A 15692-nucleotide genomic window follows, 5' to 3' on the forward strand; every position below is an offset into this window, starting at 1 on the left:
GTCAGTCCCCCAACACGTTAAAGTGACAGGGGACTGACCCTCTTTTTTGTGGTAAAATGAAGGAAATTATACGATTAACACGAATGTAGTTAAGACATTAAGTAAATGGGGAGACAGCATATGGGATTTATCATTTCAAAAGAAAACAACCAAACGTACAAAAACTTTGTGAATCAAAATCTTTATGAGTACAACGCGATGCATTTTCCTGAGGATCTCAACGGACGGTATGAGGAAGTAAATGTGTACCTCAAAGATGAAAGCGGTTTAGTTCGCGGCGGCATTCTGTGCGAGATTTGCTGGAACTGGCTTGAGATTCATACGCTGATGATTGATGAGGATCTGCGCCACTCCGGGTATGGTTCACAGCTTCTTGCCGAGGCGGAGAAAATTGCTTCTGAGAGAGATTGTGACTTTGTCAAAGTGGATACACTGAGCTTCCAGGCGGTTGATTTTTACAAAAAGCACGGGTATGAGGTGTACGGCACACTTGACGGAGTCGGACGCGATTTCAAGCACCATTACTTGAAAAAAGACCTGTAAAAAGGAGCGAATCAGATGGCCTATGAACTGAAAACAAAGGAAACGGATCACAGCGTTGTGGAGTTTATTGAAGGAGTCGAATCTCCAAAAAAGCGGGAGGACGCTTACAGGCTTCTGGACCTTTTTACAGAAACAACGGGATATGAAGCTAAGATGTGGGGGCCGAGCATTATTGGGTTCGGCTCATACCATTACAAGTATCCTACAGGCCATGAAGGAGACGCACCGCTTGTCGGATTTTCCCCCCGCAAAGCGAAAATCAGCCTTTATTTTGCAACGGGTGATTCTGAACGGGAAAAACTCTTAAAGGACTTTGGAAAACACACAACCGGAAAGGCGTGTGTGTATATAAACAAACTGGCTGATGTCGATGAAGACGTGCTCAGACAGCTCATCATCCAGTCGGTAGACTTTTTGAATAAAACCTATCCAAAATCATAAAGAAGCGGTGCCTTTGAGGCGCCGCTTCTTTATGATTGCGGCATCTTTTCATAAAAAGGCAGTTTGCACATGCTGTCAATTTCTTTTTTTGGCTGAGAAACATATAATAAAAAGTGCAGAAGCATTGGGACAAACATACATAAGAAAATGAGTTTTTCTGCTGTATTCATGTCAAACCTGAAACTTTCCAGCCTTCTCCTTCGTAGAATTGGTAAGGAGATGAGGACATGAGCACAAAGAAAATGGCAAATGCAGGCTGGGTTTTTGGAATAGCTGCAGGAGCAGGACTTGGGATTGCATTTGATAACATTTCAATGGGAATTGCTTTTGGCGTCGCTTTTGCAGTTATATTCAGTTCAGGAAAAAAACCTTAGGCTTTTAAATACGTGTTGAATCAATGGAGGGACCGCAATGACAGAACATGAAAAAACCAGCAATACAAGAAAAGAAATCTGGAGCTGGATCAAATCCATCCTTTTTGCACTGGCCATTGCGGTCATTTGCAGGGAGTTTTTATTTGCTCCGGTAGTGGTTGAAGGAAAATCAATGCAGCCGACGTTCGAGGATCAAAACCGACTGATTATCTCAAAAACAAGTGGCATTGAGAGATTTGATATGATTGTCTTTCATTCACCTGAACCAGGCCGGGATTACATCAAACGGGTGATCGGGCTTCCCGGTGACCTGATAGAAATGAAAAAAGATGTACTGTACATCAACGGCAAGCCGTTTGAAGAACCTTACTTGGCAGCGAATAAAAATACGCTGGGCTATGGGGAGCAGTTAACGGAAGATTTTCAGGTCACAGTACCGGACAATTCCTATTTTGTTATGGGAGACAACCGCCGCCAGAGCAGGGACAGCCGTGAAATTGGCTCCATAGCAAAGGATGAAGTGATTGGGGAAGTGAAGCTTCGCTTTTTCCCGTTTGATAAGGCAGGCATTCCTGAATAATACGAGAAACCTCCATTGTTTGTCCATTGGAGGTTTTTTTAATTGTGACGGTTTCAGCAACAATCCAGGTATACTGTTTCAAGCGTTAAATACTCCTATATAATGGAGGTGTGGGTAAATATTCCAATTGGAGGAATGTACATGGTTGAGGTCAAAAAGGTTGCGATTGTGACAGGCGGGGCTTCAGGAATCGGCAAAGCGATATGCCGCGAGCTTATCAAAAATAAGGTATTCGTCATGATTGCGGATGTGGATGAAAAAGAAGGTAAGACAGCTGAAACAGCATTTAATGAAAAAGAGATTGTATCAAGATATGTGCATGTAAATGTAAGCGATTACAATGTTGTTGAACAGCTCATTTCTGAAACATTCAGTGAATTCGGCCGTCTTGACTATATGTTTAATAATGCCGGCATTGCCATGTACGGCGAGCTGTACGACATGTCTATAGACCACTGGAAAACAATCATGGATGTCAACGTCTGGGGAGCAGTGAACGGTACTCAGGCTGCTTATCCTCTTATGAAAAAACAGGGTTTTGGACATATTGTCAACACCGCATCTGCAGCAGGGCTCGGTCCTGCACCTGTCTCTGCCGCCTACGCTGCCACTAAGCACGCAGTTGTCGGCCTCACTACATCCCTGCATTACGAAGCGGAGGAATACGGGGTAAAAGTAACAGCACTCTGTCCCGCCTTCGTGGATACTCCCATTTTTACTAAAGCTACTGCCATCAAGATCGACAAAGATAAAATGAGCACCCAGATGAAAAAACAAAAAATGATGTCACCGGAAAAAATTGCGAAACTTGCCATTGACGGCGTTCACCGGAATAAGCCTGTTATTTGCCCAATGCCCCTCAGAAAAACGATGGATGGCTTTTTTCTCCTGGTTCCTGCCGCGCACCGGGCGCTGATGAGGCTTGTCTGCAGGGTTAGCAGGGAGGCAAGGATTGAATAAGAAAACCGCCATTACGGCGGTTTTTCTTTGTTGCCTTACATCAAAAAATTATTCCAAAGCCTTGTCTTCAACTCGTTTACATCCAGGTGCTGCAGGGAATTTTGTTTAACAGACACTATTTTGGAGAGGGGATACATATGACAGCACGCAAGAAGAACCTTTTGTCAGGCATTCTTTTCGGTCTTGGGCTTGTCGCTTTTATAGATGAAACCATCTTTCATCAGCTGCTTCACTGGCATCATTTTTATGATAAGTCAACAACGGATATCGGGCTTGTATCAGATGGGCTGTTCCATGCATTCAGCTGGTTTGCGACAATCGGCGGATTATTTATGTTTGCCGATTTGAGAAGGCGGCAGTCACTTATTGTGATGAGATGGACGGGAGGCGTTCTCGCAGGGGCAGGGGCTTTTCAGCTTTACGATGGCACCATTCAGCATAAGCTTATGGGGCTGCACCAGATAAGGTATGTCGAAAATGTTTATATTTATGACTGGATTTGGAATGTCACAGCTGTCCTGATGCTCTTATCAGGAATGTATTTTATTCTTCGTGAAAAAAGAAAGCAGGCGGGCTGAAGATGCACCATGCTCATCACACATTAAGTGCAGGCATTCAATATATTATGGCTGCGCCATTTGTTTTGGCTGCCGTTTTATACGCCGCAGCTGTGATTTATTCAAACAGAATGTACCGGAAATGGCCTGTTTACCGGACGGCATTCTGGCTTGCGGGAAATTTGTGTGCAGCTGCTGCTGTTTTTGGTCCGCTTGCTGAGAAAGCGCACGGCCATTTTGTTTTTCATATGGCCGGTCACTTGCTGCTTGGCATGCTTGCGCCGCTTTTAATGGTCCTTGCTTCACCTGTAAAGCTTTTGCTTAGAACCCTTGATACTGGCAGGGCGAGGCGTGTAACGGGAATTCTGAAAAGCAGAGCTTTTTACATCCTTTCACATCCGGTTCCGGCAGCTGTCTTGAATGTCGGGGGGCTTTGGTTGCTTTATACGACTAATTTGTATGACATGATGCACCAGTCGACTTTTTGGCATGCAGCCGTTCATTTTCATGTGTTCATTGCGGGATATCTCTTCACGGCATCTCTGCTATACATAGATCCTGTTTTTCACAGAGTAAGCTATTTATATAGGTCGGCCGTCTTGCTCGGAGCGCTTGCCGCCCATGGCATCCTGTCCAAGTATTTGTATGCGCGCCCTCCTGAGGGAGTACCGCTCAATCAGGCTGAGCTGGGAAGCATGCTGATGTATTACGGGGGAGATGTAATTGACGCATTGATTATCGTCATTCTTTGCTTTAAGTGGTATCGTTCTGAAAAACCGGGATTTGATTCCCGAAGCGTAAACTCATACTGAGAGGAGATAAATTATGAAGGAATGGACAGAAAATCATGTGAAAGAAACACTTCCGCAAAGAACGAAATCCGGGCATAAAGGCACGTTCGGGACAGGCCTTCTTCTTGCAGGAAGCAAAGACATGCCGGGAGCAGCTTTGCTTTCAGGGCTTGGAGCCATGCGCAGCGGCATCGGCAAGCTTGTAATCGGGACTGAGGAAGAGGTCATTCCCTATGTTGTGCCGGTCCTTCCGGAGTCGACGTATTTGCGGAATGCTCTCAAAATGGCGGCGGAAGGGGAAGTAAATACAGCAGAGTATAAAGCGATTGCTGCGGGCCCTGGGCTTGACCCAAACGAGGAGACCGAAAAGGCGGTACAGCACCTTCTTCAGGGGGATTGTCCCATTATCCTGGATGCAGGTGCGCTGTCAGAGCGTTCTTACACTAAGAGGCAATCTCCTGTTATTCTGACTCCGCATCCCGGAGAATTTGCCCGCATTACTGGTGTAGATGTCACTGAGCTGCAGGAAAACAGATCTCATTTTGCTTCTCACTGGGCGAAAAAGCTCGGCGCTGCCATTGTAATGAAAGGGAATAAAACTGTAACGGCCTTCCCGGATGGCAGTGCCTGGACCAACCCGACTGGAAACAGTGCCCTTGCAAAAGGCGGGACAGGAGATACCCTGACAGGAATGATGCTTGGTATGCTCTGCTGCCATGAAGATTGGAAGGACGCTGTCCTGAACGCCGTTTATCTTCACGGAGCCTGTGCGGACAGGTGGACAGAGACCAGATCGGCTCATACAATGCTCGCGCATGAATTGACCAAATTGCTTCCTGAGGTATGGAATGAAAAAGAGCAGAGGGATTAGTCCTTCTGCTCTTTTTGCATTTCGATGAATCGGGGAATATCGCGGAACATCTTCACTAAGTCATCTGCACAATTCTTGCTCGTATAATCCCCATTGCCATTAACTGCGATATCAAGCCTCGCATATGTCAGTTTCAGCAGTGACTTTGCGTGATCTTCCTCTAACTCGCTGATGCTCTCTAAAATTCGTTCAAACTCATTCATAAATGGTCTCCTGTAACCGCAGGTATTTTAATTTTTACTGTAAATTGTTCATCTTTATGGATAAAGTCGAGATACCCCCCGTGTTTTTGGACAATATCTTTTGCGATTTTTGTCCCAAGTCCATCATGTTCTCCGCCTTTTGTTGTGAGCCCGTCAACTTCAAACAGCCGATCAACAATATTTACGGGCAGCGGCAGGGTCGCGTTTTTTACGGTAAGAAGATAAAGCCCGCTCTTTTTATAAAGCTGCATGGACACTTCAGCCTGTCTGCCTCTTGCTGCTTGCCATTCTTCAGCCGCATCTATGCTGTTTGAGAGCAGGTTTCCGGCAAGGGCTACAATGTGCCTGTCAGGTAAAGGAAGGGCTGATACAGGGAGGTCAAGGTCATAAACAAGCGTTATACCTGCTGTTTGAGCGCGTTTGTACTGCTGATGAAGCATTCCTGCGACAATGCCGCGCTCTCCTTTTATAGAAAGATTCGTCTGCTCATATTCCCCGACAAGGTCATCCAAGTAGGCTTTAGCCTCGTCATGCTTTTGATGCTCAAGCAAAAAGTGCAGGGCAGATACATGCTTTAAAAAGTCATGCCGTTCATTCCGCACCGCTTTAAACGTTTCGTTCAGGTGCGATTGCTGCTTTTCAGCCTGTTCAAGCTCATGAGAGAGAGCATAAAACTTGTTTGCAGCAGCCAGTCTGATTGTTTCTGTCCCGGCAAAAAGGAAAAGTGTCATAAAGTGTAAAAGTACCGGCAGATCGGCGAACGACAATGAAACAACAGCGAGCTGAAGAATCGTTAATAACAGATGCCATTTTCCGCTCAGTCCAGTCATATGAAAGACGGCTTTCCGGCTTAGAATCAGTCCCATTCCTCCTGCAATCAGCCCGGCTGCATAAGCTGAAAAGGAAATGGACAATTTCTCAAGAGCCATGTAAAGAGGAACCGCTCCAATTAAGGATGCCAGAACCCAGTATATTTTTTCATTGATCATTGGTACCCCGCCTTAAAAATAATGCTTCTGCAGATAATCCACTTTTTCTTTTGTGATCATCGCCTGGCCGTCCAATCCCTCGAAGGTAACAACATAAGAATTTTTGGCGTAAAGCGAGAAGTTTTTGACAAAGTGAATGTTGATGATAAAGGACCGGTGTGAGCGGATAAAGTCCCGCTCTCTAAGTTCGCCTTCAAGTTCATTAAGTGTCAGGTAAGTTTTAACGGCCCCGCTCTTCGTGTAGATGGTCGTCGACCGGCCGGAACGTTCAATAAAGATAATATCCTTTTTCTGAAGGATGTGAATGTCGTTTTTCTGTTTGAGATAAAGCCTGCCGGCAATATCCGCTGATTGTGTCTTTTCCTTAAGCCGCTCAACTGATTTTATGAGCCTTTCTTTCGGATAAGGCTTCATAATGTAATCATGGACATTAAGCTCAAAGGCATGAACAGCATAGCCGCTGTTTCCGGTCACAAAGATGACGGAAATATTGAGTGCATGCGAATGTATCACATCTGCCAGTTCATAGCCGGACAGATTGGGCATTTCAATATCTGCAATCAGGACATCCACCACTTCTTTTTTTATATACTCATAGGCTTCTTCTGCAGATTGTGTGGAAAACACAATCTCTACATCCGGAATGCCTGAAATAATGCCGTTCAGTTTATCAAGGTCAATAAACCGGTCATCTACTAGTCCAACTTTCATGGGAAAATCTCCTCTTTGTGTATAATACTGAACTTCATAATGAAGGAATATTCACTTTATTTTACCATCTTGAAGGAGTGTTTTGGCATTTTCGCGACATGAAAAGCACATTTCGCGACATAAGTGCAGATTCTCAATTCAAAGGTTTGTATGATAAAGACATCAAAAAGAACGCATACGAGGTGAAGAAAAATGATAAACGTTCAGGCGGTATCAAAAACATTTAAGGATAAGAAAACATTTGTCACTGCTTTGAAGCATGTGTCGTTTTCAATGAAAGAAGGCGAAGTTACAGGACTGCTTGGAGAAAACGGAGCTGGAAAAACCACGCTGCTGCGGATGATTGCCACACTTCTCACCCCTTCAGAAGGCAGTGTATCAGTCGCCGGCTTCGATACGGTTAAGAATTCTGCCGCAATCAAAAAACAGATTGGCGTCCTGTTTGGAGGAGAAACTGGTTTATACGACCGGCTGACAGCAAGGGAAAATCTTGAGTATTTTGCGCGTCTTTACGGAATGAGCAAGCATGAAACAAAAGTAAGGATTGATGAGCTGGCGAAAATGTTCGGTATGAGGGATTACCTGGATAGAAAAGTCGGCGGTTTTTCAAAAGGCATGCGGCAAAAGGTGGCCATAGCGAGAGCCATCATCCACAATCCGCAGATTATTCTGTTCGATGAACCTACCACGGGCCTTGACATTACCTCGTCCAATGTCTTCAGACAGCTTGTCCACCAGCTGAAACGTGAAGGGAAAACGATTGTGTTTTCAAGTCACATTATGGAAGAAGTCTCGATGCTGTGTGACTCTGTTGCGATGATGCATAAAGGGGAACTTGTGTATCAGGGAGACCTTGAAGGACTTTATAAAGAAGAAGGCAGCCGTGATCTGAATTACATTTTCATGAGCAAGCTTGTGAGGAGAGATGAATATGCTTCTTAATTGTTATTTAAAAGAGATGAAGGATTGTTTTCGCGACAGCCGGACACTGATCCTGACCGTCCTTCTGCCAATCATTCTTATGACGGGACTGACACTGTTTTATGAACGCATGGTTTCAGACGGGGGAGAAAACACGTATACGCTTGCTGTAGAAAAAACGATAAGTCAGGCGGAAGCGGAATTGTTCACCCCTCTTAAAAATGTGGAGCTGGTCAAGACCGGAAATCCTGAAGAGGCTGTCAAAGAGGGCGATGCGCAGGCCGCTGTGATTCTTGAGAGTGATTTTAATGCGAAAATTGAGGATGGAAAAACAGCTGCCATTACTATGATCGGCGACTCCTTCAGCCAGAATTCATCGACGCTGATGACGCTTGTGTCCGGAGTCTTGACTGCCTATGAAAAAACGGTTGTAGGGGAGCGCCTGGCTGAGAATGGTACAGATCCGTCCCTGATCCAGCCGCTTGCCATTGAGCAGAAGGAAATGTCACAGGAAGACCCGACCATTAACCTCGTGGCTTTATTAGTGCCGATGATTCTTGCACTTGCCATCGGGATTGGCGCAAGTCCGGCAGCATCCGATCTTTTTGCTGGAGAAAAAGAGAAGAAAACGATGGAAGCACTTCTTATGACACCTGTCAGCAGAACGACTCTGCTTTTCTCAAAGTGGCTGGCCATTTCTTCTCTTGGAGCCATTACCGGCCTGATTACACTTGGTGTCGTCTCACTTGAAGTTGCCTTTTTAACAGAGAACCTTCGAAAAGCTGTATCATTCGGAAGCGATGCACCCATCATCATCGGCATAGCTCTCCTGATATCTGTCGTTTATGCCATGTTCATGGCATCTGTTCTGATGCTGACAAGCATCATCGGCAAGACAGTAAAAGAATCTCAAAGCTACAGTTCTCCGGTGTTAATGATTGGAACCATCCCTGCATTAACGACTACGAGCATTGGAATCAATGAATTTGAGCTCCACCACTTTGCGATTCCGGTACTGAACTTGTTTACGATCTTAAAGGAGCTGCTTTTTGGCATCGTCGAGTATGACCATATTCTCCTTGTCCTTGGAAGCAACCTGGCTGTTATTGTGATTGCTTTAATCATTGGAAGAATTCTGTTTTTAAAAGACAAATGGGTGATGAATTAGGATAAAGCTGCGGGCAATCACATTGCCGGCAGTTTTTTTCATTTGTTAGGAAATTATAAAGAATAAAAGGCTGTGAATAACATAATAAAATTATCAGCGGCAAGCGGAAGCGCCTAGATCCTCTGTCAGAACAAATCCTTCAAAAAAGGCGTGAACCGGACTTTTCCGCCGGATTCTTATCTGCCTATCGGAGCGGGCCTTGGCGCTTGCGCTTTTGTTCTCTGCAAATATCGCCATATTTCCGCTTAAAACCGAATTAATCATGATTAGACGGATTTGCTGAAGGCAAACCGCATGATGATAGCGCTTCCTTTCACTATCTCGGCCGTATCCTCACGAATGTCCTGTTATCCCTTGAATCTGCTTCTCAGCATGTTACGATAGTAACCGTTGAAAAAACGAACGGAAACACAGCGAACACAGAGGGGGCACATTATGCTTAGAGAAAAAAGAGTAGCGTTTTTAGGTGCGGGATCGATGGCAGAATCGATGATCGCTGGAATAGTACAGAAAGAAATTATTCATGCTGATCAGCTATATGTAACAAACAGAAGCAATCAAATGAGGCTTCAGGAGCTGAATGCAAAGTATGGCATTCAGGCACTGACTAAAGACGCCTTGCCGTACGGTGAAATTGATTTATTTATTCTCGCAATGAAACCTCAGGGTGCAGCGGATGCACTCGGTGAACTGAAAGACAAAATAAGGCCGGATCAAGTGGTGATTTCCGTTTTAGCCGGAATTTCGACTGAGTTCATGGAAGATCACCTGAAGGACGGACAGCAGACGATTCGAGTCATGCCTAATACGTCGAGTATGATTCAGGAATCTGCGACGGCTTTAAGTCCCGGCAGGCATACAGACATGGACAGCGTTCTGCATGTAAAAGAACTGCTGAGCTGTATGGGAAAAGTATTTTTGATTGAAGAAAACCAGATGGACATTTTCACAGGTCTTGCAGGAAGCGGACCCGCCTATTTCTACTATTTAATGGAGCACATGGAGAAAGCAGGCGTCGAGAAGGGCATGGATGAAAACATGGTGCGCGAAATTGTTGCCCAGACAATTCTCGGTGCTGCCAAAATGATTCTTTCAAATGACGAAGCACCGTCAAGCTTGAGAGAAAAAGTAACGTCTCCAAATGGAACGACGGCATCAGGGCTTGAAGCATTGCGCAAAAACAATGGAGGAAAAGCCATTTCCGAAGCAGTCTATCATGCTGCAAAACGTTCAAAAGAACTGAACGAAGAGATGGCAGGAGCGTTGGTGACGTCTTAGCCCGTCTTAAAAAAATCAGGAGGGATAAGATGGTAAACGAAGAAGAGAAACAGATAAAAAGAGTTGTTATTAAGATTGGAAGCAGTTCACTGACAAGTATGCACGGCGAAGTCAGCCGCAGAAAGCTTGAAAAGCTTGCAGACCAGATTGTTGAGCTGAAGGATGCCGGCTATGAAACCGTCGTTGTGTCGTCAGGCGCTGTTGCAGCAGGCTACAGAAAGCTTGGCTGCATTAACCGGCCATCAGACCTTCCGGAAAAACAGGCAGCAGCATCAATCGGACAGGGTCTGCTGATGGAATCTTATTCAGAGCTCTTTTTATCTCATGGATATGTCGCTTCCCAGCTCTTAATCACAAGAGGCGACTTTTCAGATGAAACACGCTACGGAAACATGAAGAACACGATGGAGGTTCTGCTTCAGCGCGGAATTATCCCAATTGTGAATGAAAATGACACGATCACAGTCGACCGTCTGAAATTTGGAGACAATGATACACTTTCAGCTAAAGTTGCCGCTCTCATCGGAGCTGATCTGCTGATTATTTTATCCGACATCGACGGTCTCTATGATGATAATCCAAACAATAATCCAAATGCGAAGCTGCTTGAAAAAGTGGATGCCATCACGCCTGAGATTGAAGCGGCAGCCGGCGGTTCGGGAAGTGCAGTCGGCACAGGCGGCATGAAATCCAAAATTGCCGCATTTAAGATTGCCATGGCTTCAGGCATTCAGTCATTCCTGGGAAAATCCAGCACAAGAGATATTTTAATGGATGCTGTAAACGGCAAGGCGAAAGGGACGTATTTTGAACCGAAAGCCAATGCGTTTAACCTTGACCGCAAGAAACAATGGATTGCGTTCCATTCAGGTCCGGAAGGCAAAGTGATGATATCAAATGACGCAAAAGCAGCCATTATCGATAAACGGAGAAATATTTACGCGGTTGATATTCAGGAAGTGACCGGGCGCTTTAATGACGGGGCAGTTGTCACGATTTTGGATGAAGACGAAGAAGAATTCGGCCTTGGCCGCATCAATTTTTCTACAGAACAGCTGAAAGATTTGAAAGAAAACAATACATCGGCAGCAGCGATTGATCAAGAGACGTTTGTCTGCTCTCTGGATTTCTCGATGAAGGTGCCGAGCTAATAAAACAGGAGGCGTTTTGATGAGTATTGCAGCTCTTAAACCGATGACGGTGGAAGAACAGGCAATCACAGCAAAAAAAGCAGCGAAAACGTTAAGCATGTTAACAACGGAAGAAAAGAACGAGGCTCTTAGAATCACGGCAAACGAGCTTGAGCATTCTTACGAAGAAATTTTAAAAGCAAATGAGGAAGATCTCTCAAAAGGAAAAGAAAAGGGATATGACAAAGCCTACATGGACCGACTTGCACTTACCCAGGAGCGCATCGGGGACTTTGCAGAAGGGCTGCGCCAGGTTGCAGACCTTCCTGATCCAACAGGAGATGTCTTATCTGAATGGACGCTTGAAAACGGGCTGAACGTGCAGGAAGTCCGTGTGCCGCTGGGTGTCATCGGCATGATTTACGAAGCGCGTCCAAATGTGACGGCAGATGCTGCAGGACTTGCGCTGAAATCAGGCAACTCCATTGTGCTTAAAGGCGGATCTTCCGCTCTCTCTTCTAATATGAAAATTGTAGAAGTCATGCACCGTGCACTTGAAAAAACAAAAATCCCTAAAGAAGCCGTTCAGTTCATTGCGTCGACAGACCGCGCTGCAACCCAGCAGCTCTTTACCATGAAAGAACATATTGACGTGCTGATTCCGCGCGGCGGAGCTTCTTTAATCAATGCAGTTGTTGAAAATGCAACCGTGCCGGTGCTTGAAACAGGAGTTGGAAACTGCCACATTTATGTAGACCGCAAGGCAGATGTGGAAAAAGCGCTGAACATTATCATCAATGCAAAAACAGACCGCCCTGCAGTATGCAATGCAGCCGAAACCCTTATTGTTCATAAAGACTGGCTGAAAGAAAACAGTGACCAGCTTGCAAAAGCTATAAAGGATCACGGTATCACTCTTCACGGAGATAAAATGGCTGCAGATGCTCTTCCGAATGTTGTTCCAGCCGGTGAAGAAGACTGGGCAAACGAATACTTGAGCCTTGATCTTGCTGTGAAAACGGTCGGTAATTTGGAAGAAGCCATTGATCACATTGATCAATACGGAACAAAGCATTCAGAAGCAATCATCACAGAAAACGCGGAAACCGCTAAGCGCTTCATGCACTTAGTCGATGCAGCAGCCCTTTATCATAATGCTTCAACAAGATTTACAGATGGCAGCGCGCTTGGATTCGGCGCAGAAATCGGCATCTCCACACAGAAGCTTCACGCACGCGGGCCGATGGGATTGCCTGCACTGACAACTGTAAAGTTTATGATGAGAGGAAACGGGCAGATTCGATAGGACGTTTAAGAGCACCCATAAAAATGGGTGCTCTATTTATGTTTCTTTCATTCGACAGGAGCCCCGTATTACAAATATGAACTATTTAACATATATGCGTACCCTTGTAAAATCCTTCCTTCTATTCCTAAAATCCTGATACCTTAAACAAAATTATCTGCCTCCAGTTTAGATAAAGCGGAAGGTAGACTTATAGATGCAGACTATTTTTGGGGGAGGGGATTTTTTGAAGAAAACCGCCGCTTTAATGCTTAGCTTCTTTATGGCCATTGGGGGCAGTGTTGTTCATGCAGACAATGGAACCGAAAAGAAAGGGCAGGGAGAAAACGTGAAGAAACCCAAGTGGGAGCTCGTATGGGCAGATGAATTTAACACGGACGAAATTGATAAAAGCAAGTGGAGTTTTGATATCGGCAACTGGATCGTGGACGAAAATGGGAATGGAGTTGCGCAAGGCTGGGGAAATAATGAAAAAGAGTATTATACGGACTCTAAAGAAAACGCTTACACTAAAGACGGAAAGCTAATTCTAAAAGCGAAAAAAGAGCAAACGACTGATCAGTTCGGCACGTACGATTATACGTCTGCCAAAGTGAAAACAAAAGGACTCTTCAGCCATAAATACGGACGCTATGAAATTAAGGCAAAGCTTCCTTCGGGTAAGGGAATATGGCCTGCTCTCTGGATGCTTCCTGAAGAAGATAAATATGGTACATGGGCAGCTTCCGGGGAAATCGACATCATGGAATCATGGGGAAGCAAACCAAACCTTGTAGCCGGTACGATTCACTACGGGGAAGGATGGCCGAACAACAAATATACAGGCAAAGATTATGAATTTAAGGATGGCTCTACAACGGAAGACTGGCATACGTATGCGCTTGAATGGGAACCCGGTGAGCTTCGCTGGTACGTAGACGGTGAGCATTATCAAACACAGAACAAATGGTACTCAAAAGGAACCGGAAACGCTGCAAATTTCAGCTACCCTGCACCTTTTGACCAGAACTTTTACTTAATCATGAACCTGGCCGTAGGAGGATGGTTTGACGGGGACCCGGATGCATCAACTGTCTTCCCTAAGCAAATGGAAATTGATTATGTGCGCGTCTTTGATTTGAAAAACGGCAAATATAAGACACCGACAGAGCCTGCTGATGAACCTGCCGTTCTTCCAGCTGATGCGAAACAGCCTTTAAGCGACGGCAATTATATTTACGATGCAGCATTTGAGCAGCCTATTACCGATGTGGATTCTGGAGACGATGTTTTCAGCCGCGATTATTGGAATTTTGTCCATCTCCCTGATTTTGGCGGACAGGGCGCAATTTCAGTGGATCAGAATTTAGCGAAGATAACGGTCGCAAACCCGGGAAGTCAGCTCTATTCGCTGCAGCTGATTCAGAATCTTTCTCTCGCCGAGGCCGGCACATACAAAGTGAGCTTTGATGCAAAGTCTGATTCAGCCAGAAATATCATGGTGAAAACGGGTGCCGGCGCTGAAAGAGGCTGGGTAAAGTACTCGAATGAAGAAGTTTTCGCTCTTACGGAAGAGCTGAAATCCTACTCTTATACCTTTAAGATGGGCAATGAAACAGACATCCTTTCCAGGCTTGAATTTAATCTCGGCGGAAACGGCACAAGTCCTGTATGGATTGGAAATGTGCGCGTGGAGGATATTACAGGAGAGCCGCTTGATGAAAATGCTTCAAAACCTGTGCTTTCAAATGGAAATCATGTGTACAACGGCACGTTTGACCAGGGAAACATGGATAGGCTGACGTACTGGAACCTTCATACAGAAGGTGCAAAAGCAAATGTGAGCGTGGAAGAGCAGACTAGAGAAGCGCAATTGGACATCAAGAACGGCGGAAAAACACCGGATGCCATCCAGTTTTCGCAAAAAGGCCTTCAGCTTCTAAAGGGAAATGAGTATACCCTGACCTTTAAGGCAAGAGCTGCAAAACCAAGAACCATTGAACTGAACGTGACTAACCAGGATGGGAGGATCCATTATTCACAGCCGACGACAATCGATCTGACAACTTCTAAGGAAGAAAAAACAATTATCTTCACGATGACGGAAGATAGTGACATGGAAGCACAGCTTCTTCTGAACGCTGGAGGATCAAAAGAAGATGTGTACTTCGATGATGTCGTTCTCTTAAAAACGAAAGACGGCAACGTGGATCAAAATCCTTTAAAAAATGGAGATTTTAGTACGGGGTTAGCTCCATGGACCTCTTACATTCATTACGATGCAACTGCAGGCATAGCAGCTGAAAACGGTGAAGCGAAGATCACGGTTGGAAACCAAGGAAATGAACCTTGGAGTGTCGTTCTCGAGCAGGGTGATATGAAACTGTCCAGGAACGTAACGTATGAGGTTTCATTCAAAGCAAAATCAACCAAGCCAAGAGAACTGGAGCTGACGATGGAAAATGCCCAGTATACCCGCTTCCTAAGTGAAAAACCTGCCCTTACAGGAGACATTCAGACTTATGCGTATGAATTCGTCATGCCTTCCGACGAAACAGCTGCATTAAAATTCCTGATGGGAAAAACAGCCGGATCACCGATTGGAGAGCATGAAATAGTGATTGATGATGTGGTCCTTAAAGTAAAGCAATAATGCTGATCAAAAGAACGAAACAAAAGCCCGGACACTTCTCCGGGTTATTTTAATTGGAAATTTTTACAGAATCAGGTTTAAAAATGTGTGGGTACGTGGTATCAGATAAATGGGATAATTTTCTTTTGTTTTACCATCGGATAGTCCTGTTAAATAACGCTATCCTTTCAATATGTGGTAAAAACATGACTTTTACCATATGAAAAGCTGAACAAACAGAATCAGAATTTGTTACTG

At 45.0% G+C, this 15692-nt stretch carries 16 protein-coding genes and 1 pseudogene; 14 read left to right on the top strand and 3 right to left on the bottom strand.

From position 1 onward, the window contains the following. Positions 1-120: 120 nt before the first annotated feature. The 8 genes from JOJ89_RS02185 (at position 121) to JOJ89_RS02220 (ending at position 5117) form a co-directional block, all read left to right on the top strand. Positions 121-543 carry a GNAT family N-acetyltransferase gene (locus JOJ89_RS02185; protein ID WP_029566426.1) on the top strand — a complete coding sequence of 141 codons (423 nt, stop codon included), beginning with the start codon at positions 121-123 and terminating at the stop codon, positions 541-543. A gap of 15 nt (positions 544-558) precedes the next feature. Further along, entirely contained in the window at positions 559-984 is a 426-nt protein-coding gene (locus JOJ89_RS02190) for a DUF1801 domain-containing protein (RefSeq protein ID WP_029566425.1), read from the top strand. Positions 985-1211: 227 nt separating this feature from the next. Further along, positions 1212-1358 (top strand): hypothetical protein, encoded by a 147-nt coding sequence (locus JOJ89_RS02195; protein ID WP_168713789.1) that lies wholly within the window; start codon positions 1212-1214, stop codon positions 1356-1358. A 37-nt stretch (positions 1359-1395) separates the two neighbouring features. Then, positions 1396-1938 (top strand): signal peptidase I, encoded by a 543-nt coding sequence (gene lepB / locus JOJ89_RS02200; protein ID WP_029566424.1) that lies wholly within the window; start codon positions 1396-1398, stop codon positions 1936-1938. Positions 1939-2079: 141 nt separating this feature from the next. Next, positions 2080-2898, top strand: coding sequence for an SDR family NAD(P)-dependent oxidoreductase (locus tag JOJ89_RS02205; protein ID WP_203289465.1), 819 nt, complete (start codon positions 2080-2082; stop codon positions 2896-2898). A 137-nt stretch (positions 2899-3035) separates the two neighbouring features. Beyond that, entirely contained in the window at positions 3036-3476 is a 441-nt protein-coding gene (locus tag JOJ89_RS02210) for a DUF2243 domain-containing protein (RefSeq protein WP_203289466.1), read from the top strand. Positions 3477-3478: 2 nt separating this feature from the next. After that, a complete protein-coding gene (locus JOJ89_RS02215; RefSeq protein ID WP_203289467.1) occupies positions 3479-4267 on the top strand; it encodes a cytochrome c oxidase assembly protein in 789 nt (262 codons plus the stop codon). A 13-nt stretch (positions 4268-4280) separates the two neighbouring features. Further along, positions 4281-5117 (top strand): NAD(P)H-hydrate dehydratase, encoded by an 837-nt coding sequence (locus tag JOJ89_RS02220; protein WP_203289468.1) that lies wholly within the window; start codon positions 4281-4283, stop codon positions 5115-5117. Here JOJ89_RS02220 and JOJ89_RS02225 read toward each other — a convergent pair. Genes JOJ89_RS02225 through JOJ89_RS02235 form a run of 3 tightly spaced genes read right to left on the bottom strand, consistent with a single transcriptional unit; the run spans position 5114 to position 7020 of the window. Next, on the bottom strand, positions 5114-5320 hold the full coding sequence (locus JOJ89_RS02225) for a hypothetical protein (protein WP_203289469.1): 207 nt from the start codon (positions 5318-5320) through the stop codon (positions 5114-5116). The two genes, JOJ89_RS02220 and JOJ89_RS02225, sit on opposite strands and share 4 nt — an antisense overlap. Next, positions 5317-6309: a sensor histidine kinase gene (locus tag JOJ89_RS02230; protein ID WP_203289470.1), complete on the bottom strand. Its 993-nt coding sequence runs from the start codon at positions 6307-6309 to the stop codon at positions 5317-5319. The genes JOJ89_RS02225 and JOJ89_RS02230 overlap by 4 nt, the downstream gene beginning before the upstream one ends. Positions 6310-6321: 12 nt before the next feature. After that, positions 6322-7020: a LytR/AlgR family response regulator transcription factor gene (locus tag JOJ89_RS02235; protein ID WP_029566418.1), complete on the bottom strand. Its 699-nt coding sequence runs from the start codon at positions 7018-7020 to the stop codon at positions 6322-6324. Between the two features lie 192 nt (positions 7021-7212). Between JOJ89_RS02235 and JOJ89_RS02240 the strand changes: the two genes are divergently transcribed. The 6 genes and pseudogenes from JOJ89_RS02240 to JOJ89_RS02265 all read left to right on the top strand — a co-directional run bounded on the left by JOJ89_RS02240 (position 7213) and on the right by JOJ89_RS02265 (position 15455). Then, positions 7213-7962: an ABC transporter ATP-binding protein gene (locus JOJ89_RS02240; protein WP_203289471.1), complete on the top strand. Its 750-nt coding sequence runs from the start codon at positions 7213-7215 to the stop codon at positions 7960-7962. Next, a complete protein-coding gene (locus JOJ89_RS02245; RefSeq protein ID WP_203289472.1) occupies positions 7952-9109 on the top strand; it encodes an ABC transporter permease in 1158 nt (385 codons plus the stop codon). The genes JOJ89_RS02240 and JOJ89_RS02245 overlap by 11 nt, the downstream gene beginning before the upstream one ends. A gap of 435 nt (positions 9110-9544) precedes the next feature. Beyond that, a complete protein-coding gene (gene proC, locus JOJ89_RS02250; RefSeq protein WP_203289473.1) occupies positions 9545-10387 on the top strand; it encodes a pyrroline-5-carboxylate reductase in 843 nt (280 codons plus the stop codon). A gap of 29 nt (positions 10388-10416) precedes the next feature. Beyond that, positions 10417-11538, top strand: coding sequence for a glutamate 5-kinase (gene proB / locus JOJ89_RS02255; RefSeq protein WP_029566413.1), 1122 nt, complete (start codon positions 10417-10419; stop codon positions 11536-11538). 13 nt (positions 11539-11551) lie between these two features. Further along, positions 11552-12823, top strand: a pseudogene (locus JOJ89_RS02260) (glutamate-5-semialdehyde dehydrogenase); the annotation flags it as partial. 226 nt (positions 12824-13049) lie between these two features. After that, positions 13050-15455, top strand: a complete 2406-nt coding sequence (locus JOJ89_RS02265) for a carbohydrate binding domain-containing protein (RefSeq protein ID WP_203289475.1) — start codon at positions 13050-13052, stop codon at positions 15453-15455. Positions 15456-15692 lie beyond the last annotated feature (237 nt).

It is taken from the genome of Metabacillus sp. cB07, assembly GCF_016839225.1.
Classification (GTDB): domain Bacteria; phylum Bacillota; class Bacilli; order Bacillales; family Bacillaceae; genus Bacillus_P; species Bacillus_P indicus.

Excerpts from the sequence above, each read along its gene's own strand:
- JOJ89_RS02185 (WP_029566426.1), top strand. The coding sequence starts at position 121 with ATGGGATTTATCATTTCAAAAGAAAACAACCAAACGTACAAAAACTTT.
- JOJ89_RS02190 (WP_029566425.1), top strand. The coding sequence starts at position 559 with ATGGCCTATGAACTGAAAACAAAGGAAACGGATCACAGCGTTGTGGAG.
- JOJ89_RS02195 (WP_168713789.1), top strand. The coding sequence starts at position 1,212 with ATGAGCACAAAGAAAATGGCAAATGCAGGCTGGGTTTTTGGAATAGCT.
- lepB (WP_029566424.1), top strand. The coding sequence starts at position 1,396 with ATGACAGAACATGAAAAAACCAGCAATACAAGAAAAGAAATCTGGAGC.
- JOJ89_RS02205 (WP_203289465.1), top strand. The coding sequence starts at position 2,080 with ATGGTTGAGGTCAAAAAGGTTGCGATTGTGACAGGCGGGGCTTCAGGA.
- JOJ89_RS02210 (WP_203289466.1), top strand. The coding sequence starts at position 3,036 with ATGACAGCACGCAAGAAGAACCTTTTGTCAGGCATTCTTTTCGGTCTT.
- JOJ89_RS02215 (WP_203289467.1), top strand. The coding sequence starts at position 3,479 with ATGCACCATGCTCATCACACATTAAGTGCAGGCATTCAATATATTATG.
- JOJ89_RS02220 (WP_203289468.1), top strand. The coding sequence starts at position 4,281 with ATGAAGGAATGGACAGAAAATCATGTGAAAGAAACACTTCCGCAAAGA.
- JOJ89_RS02225 (WP_203289469.1), bottom strand. The coding sequence starts at position 5,320 with ATGAATGAGTTTGAACGAATTTTAGAGAGCATCAGCGAGTTAGAGGAA.
- JOJ89_RS02230 (WP_203289470.1), bottom strand. The coding sequence starts at position 6,309 with ATGATCAATGAAAAAATATACTGGGTTCTGGCATCCTTAATTGGAGCG.
- JOJ89_RS02235 (WP_029566418.1), bottom strand. The coding sequence starts at position 7,020 with ATGAAAGTTGGACTAGTAGATGACCGGTTTATTGACCTTGATAAACTG.
- JOJ89_RS02240 (WP_203289471.1), top strand. The coding sequence starts at position 7,213 with ATGATAAACGTTCAGGCGGTATCAAAAACATTTAAGGATAAGAAAACA.
- JOJ89_RS02245 (WP_203289472.1), top strand. The coding sequence starts at position 7,952 with ATGCTTCTTAATTGTTATTTAAAAGAGATGAAGGATTGTTTTCGCGAC.
- proC (WP_203289473.1), top strand. The coding sequence starts at position 9,545 with ATGCTTAGAGAAAAAAGAGTAGCGTTTTTAGGTGCGGGATCGATGGCA.
- proB (WP_029566413.1), top strand. The coding sequence starts at position 10,417 with ATGGTAAACGAAGAAGAGAAACAGATAAAAAGAGTTGTTATTAAGATT.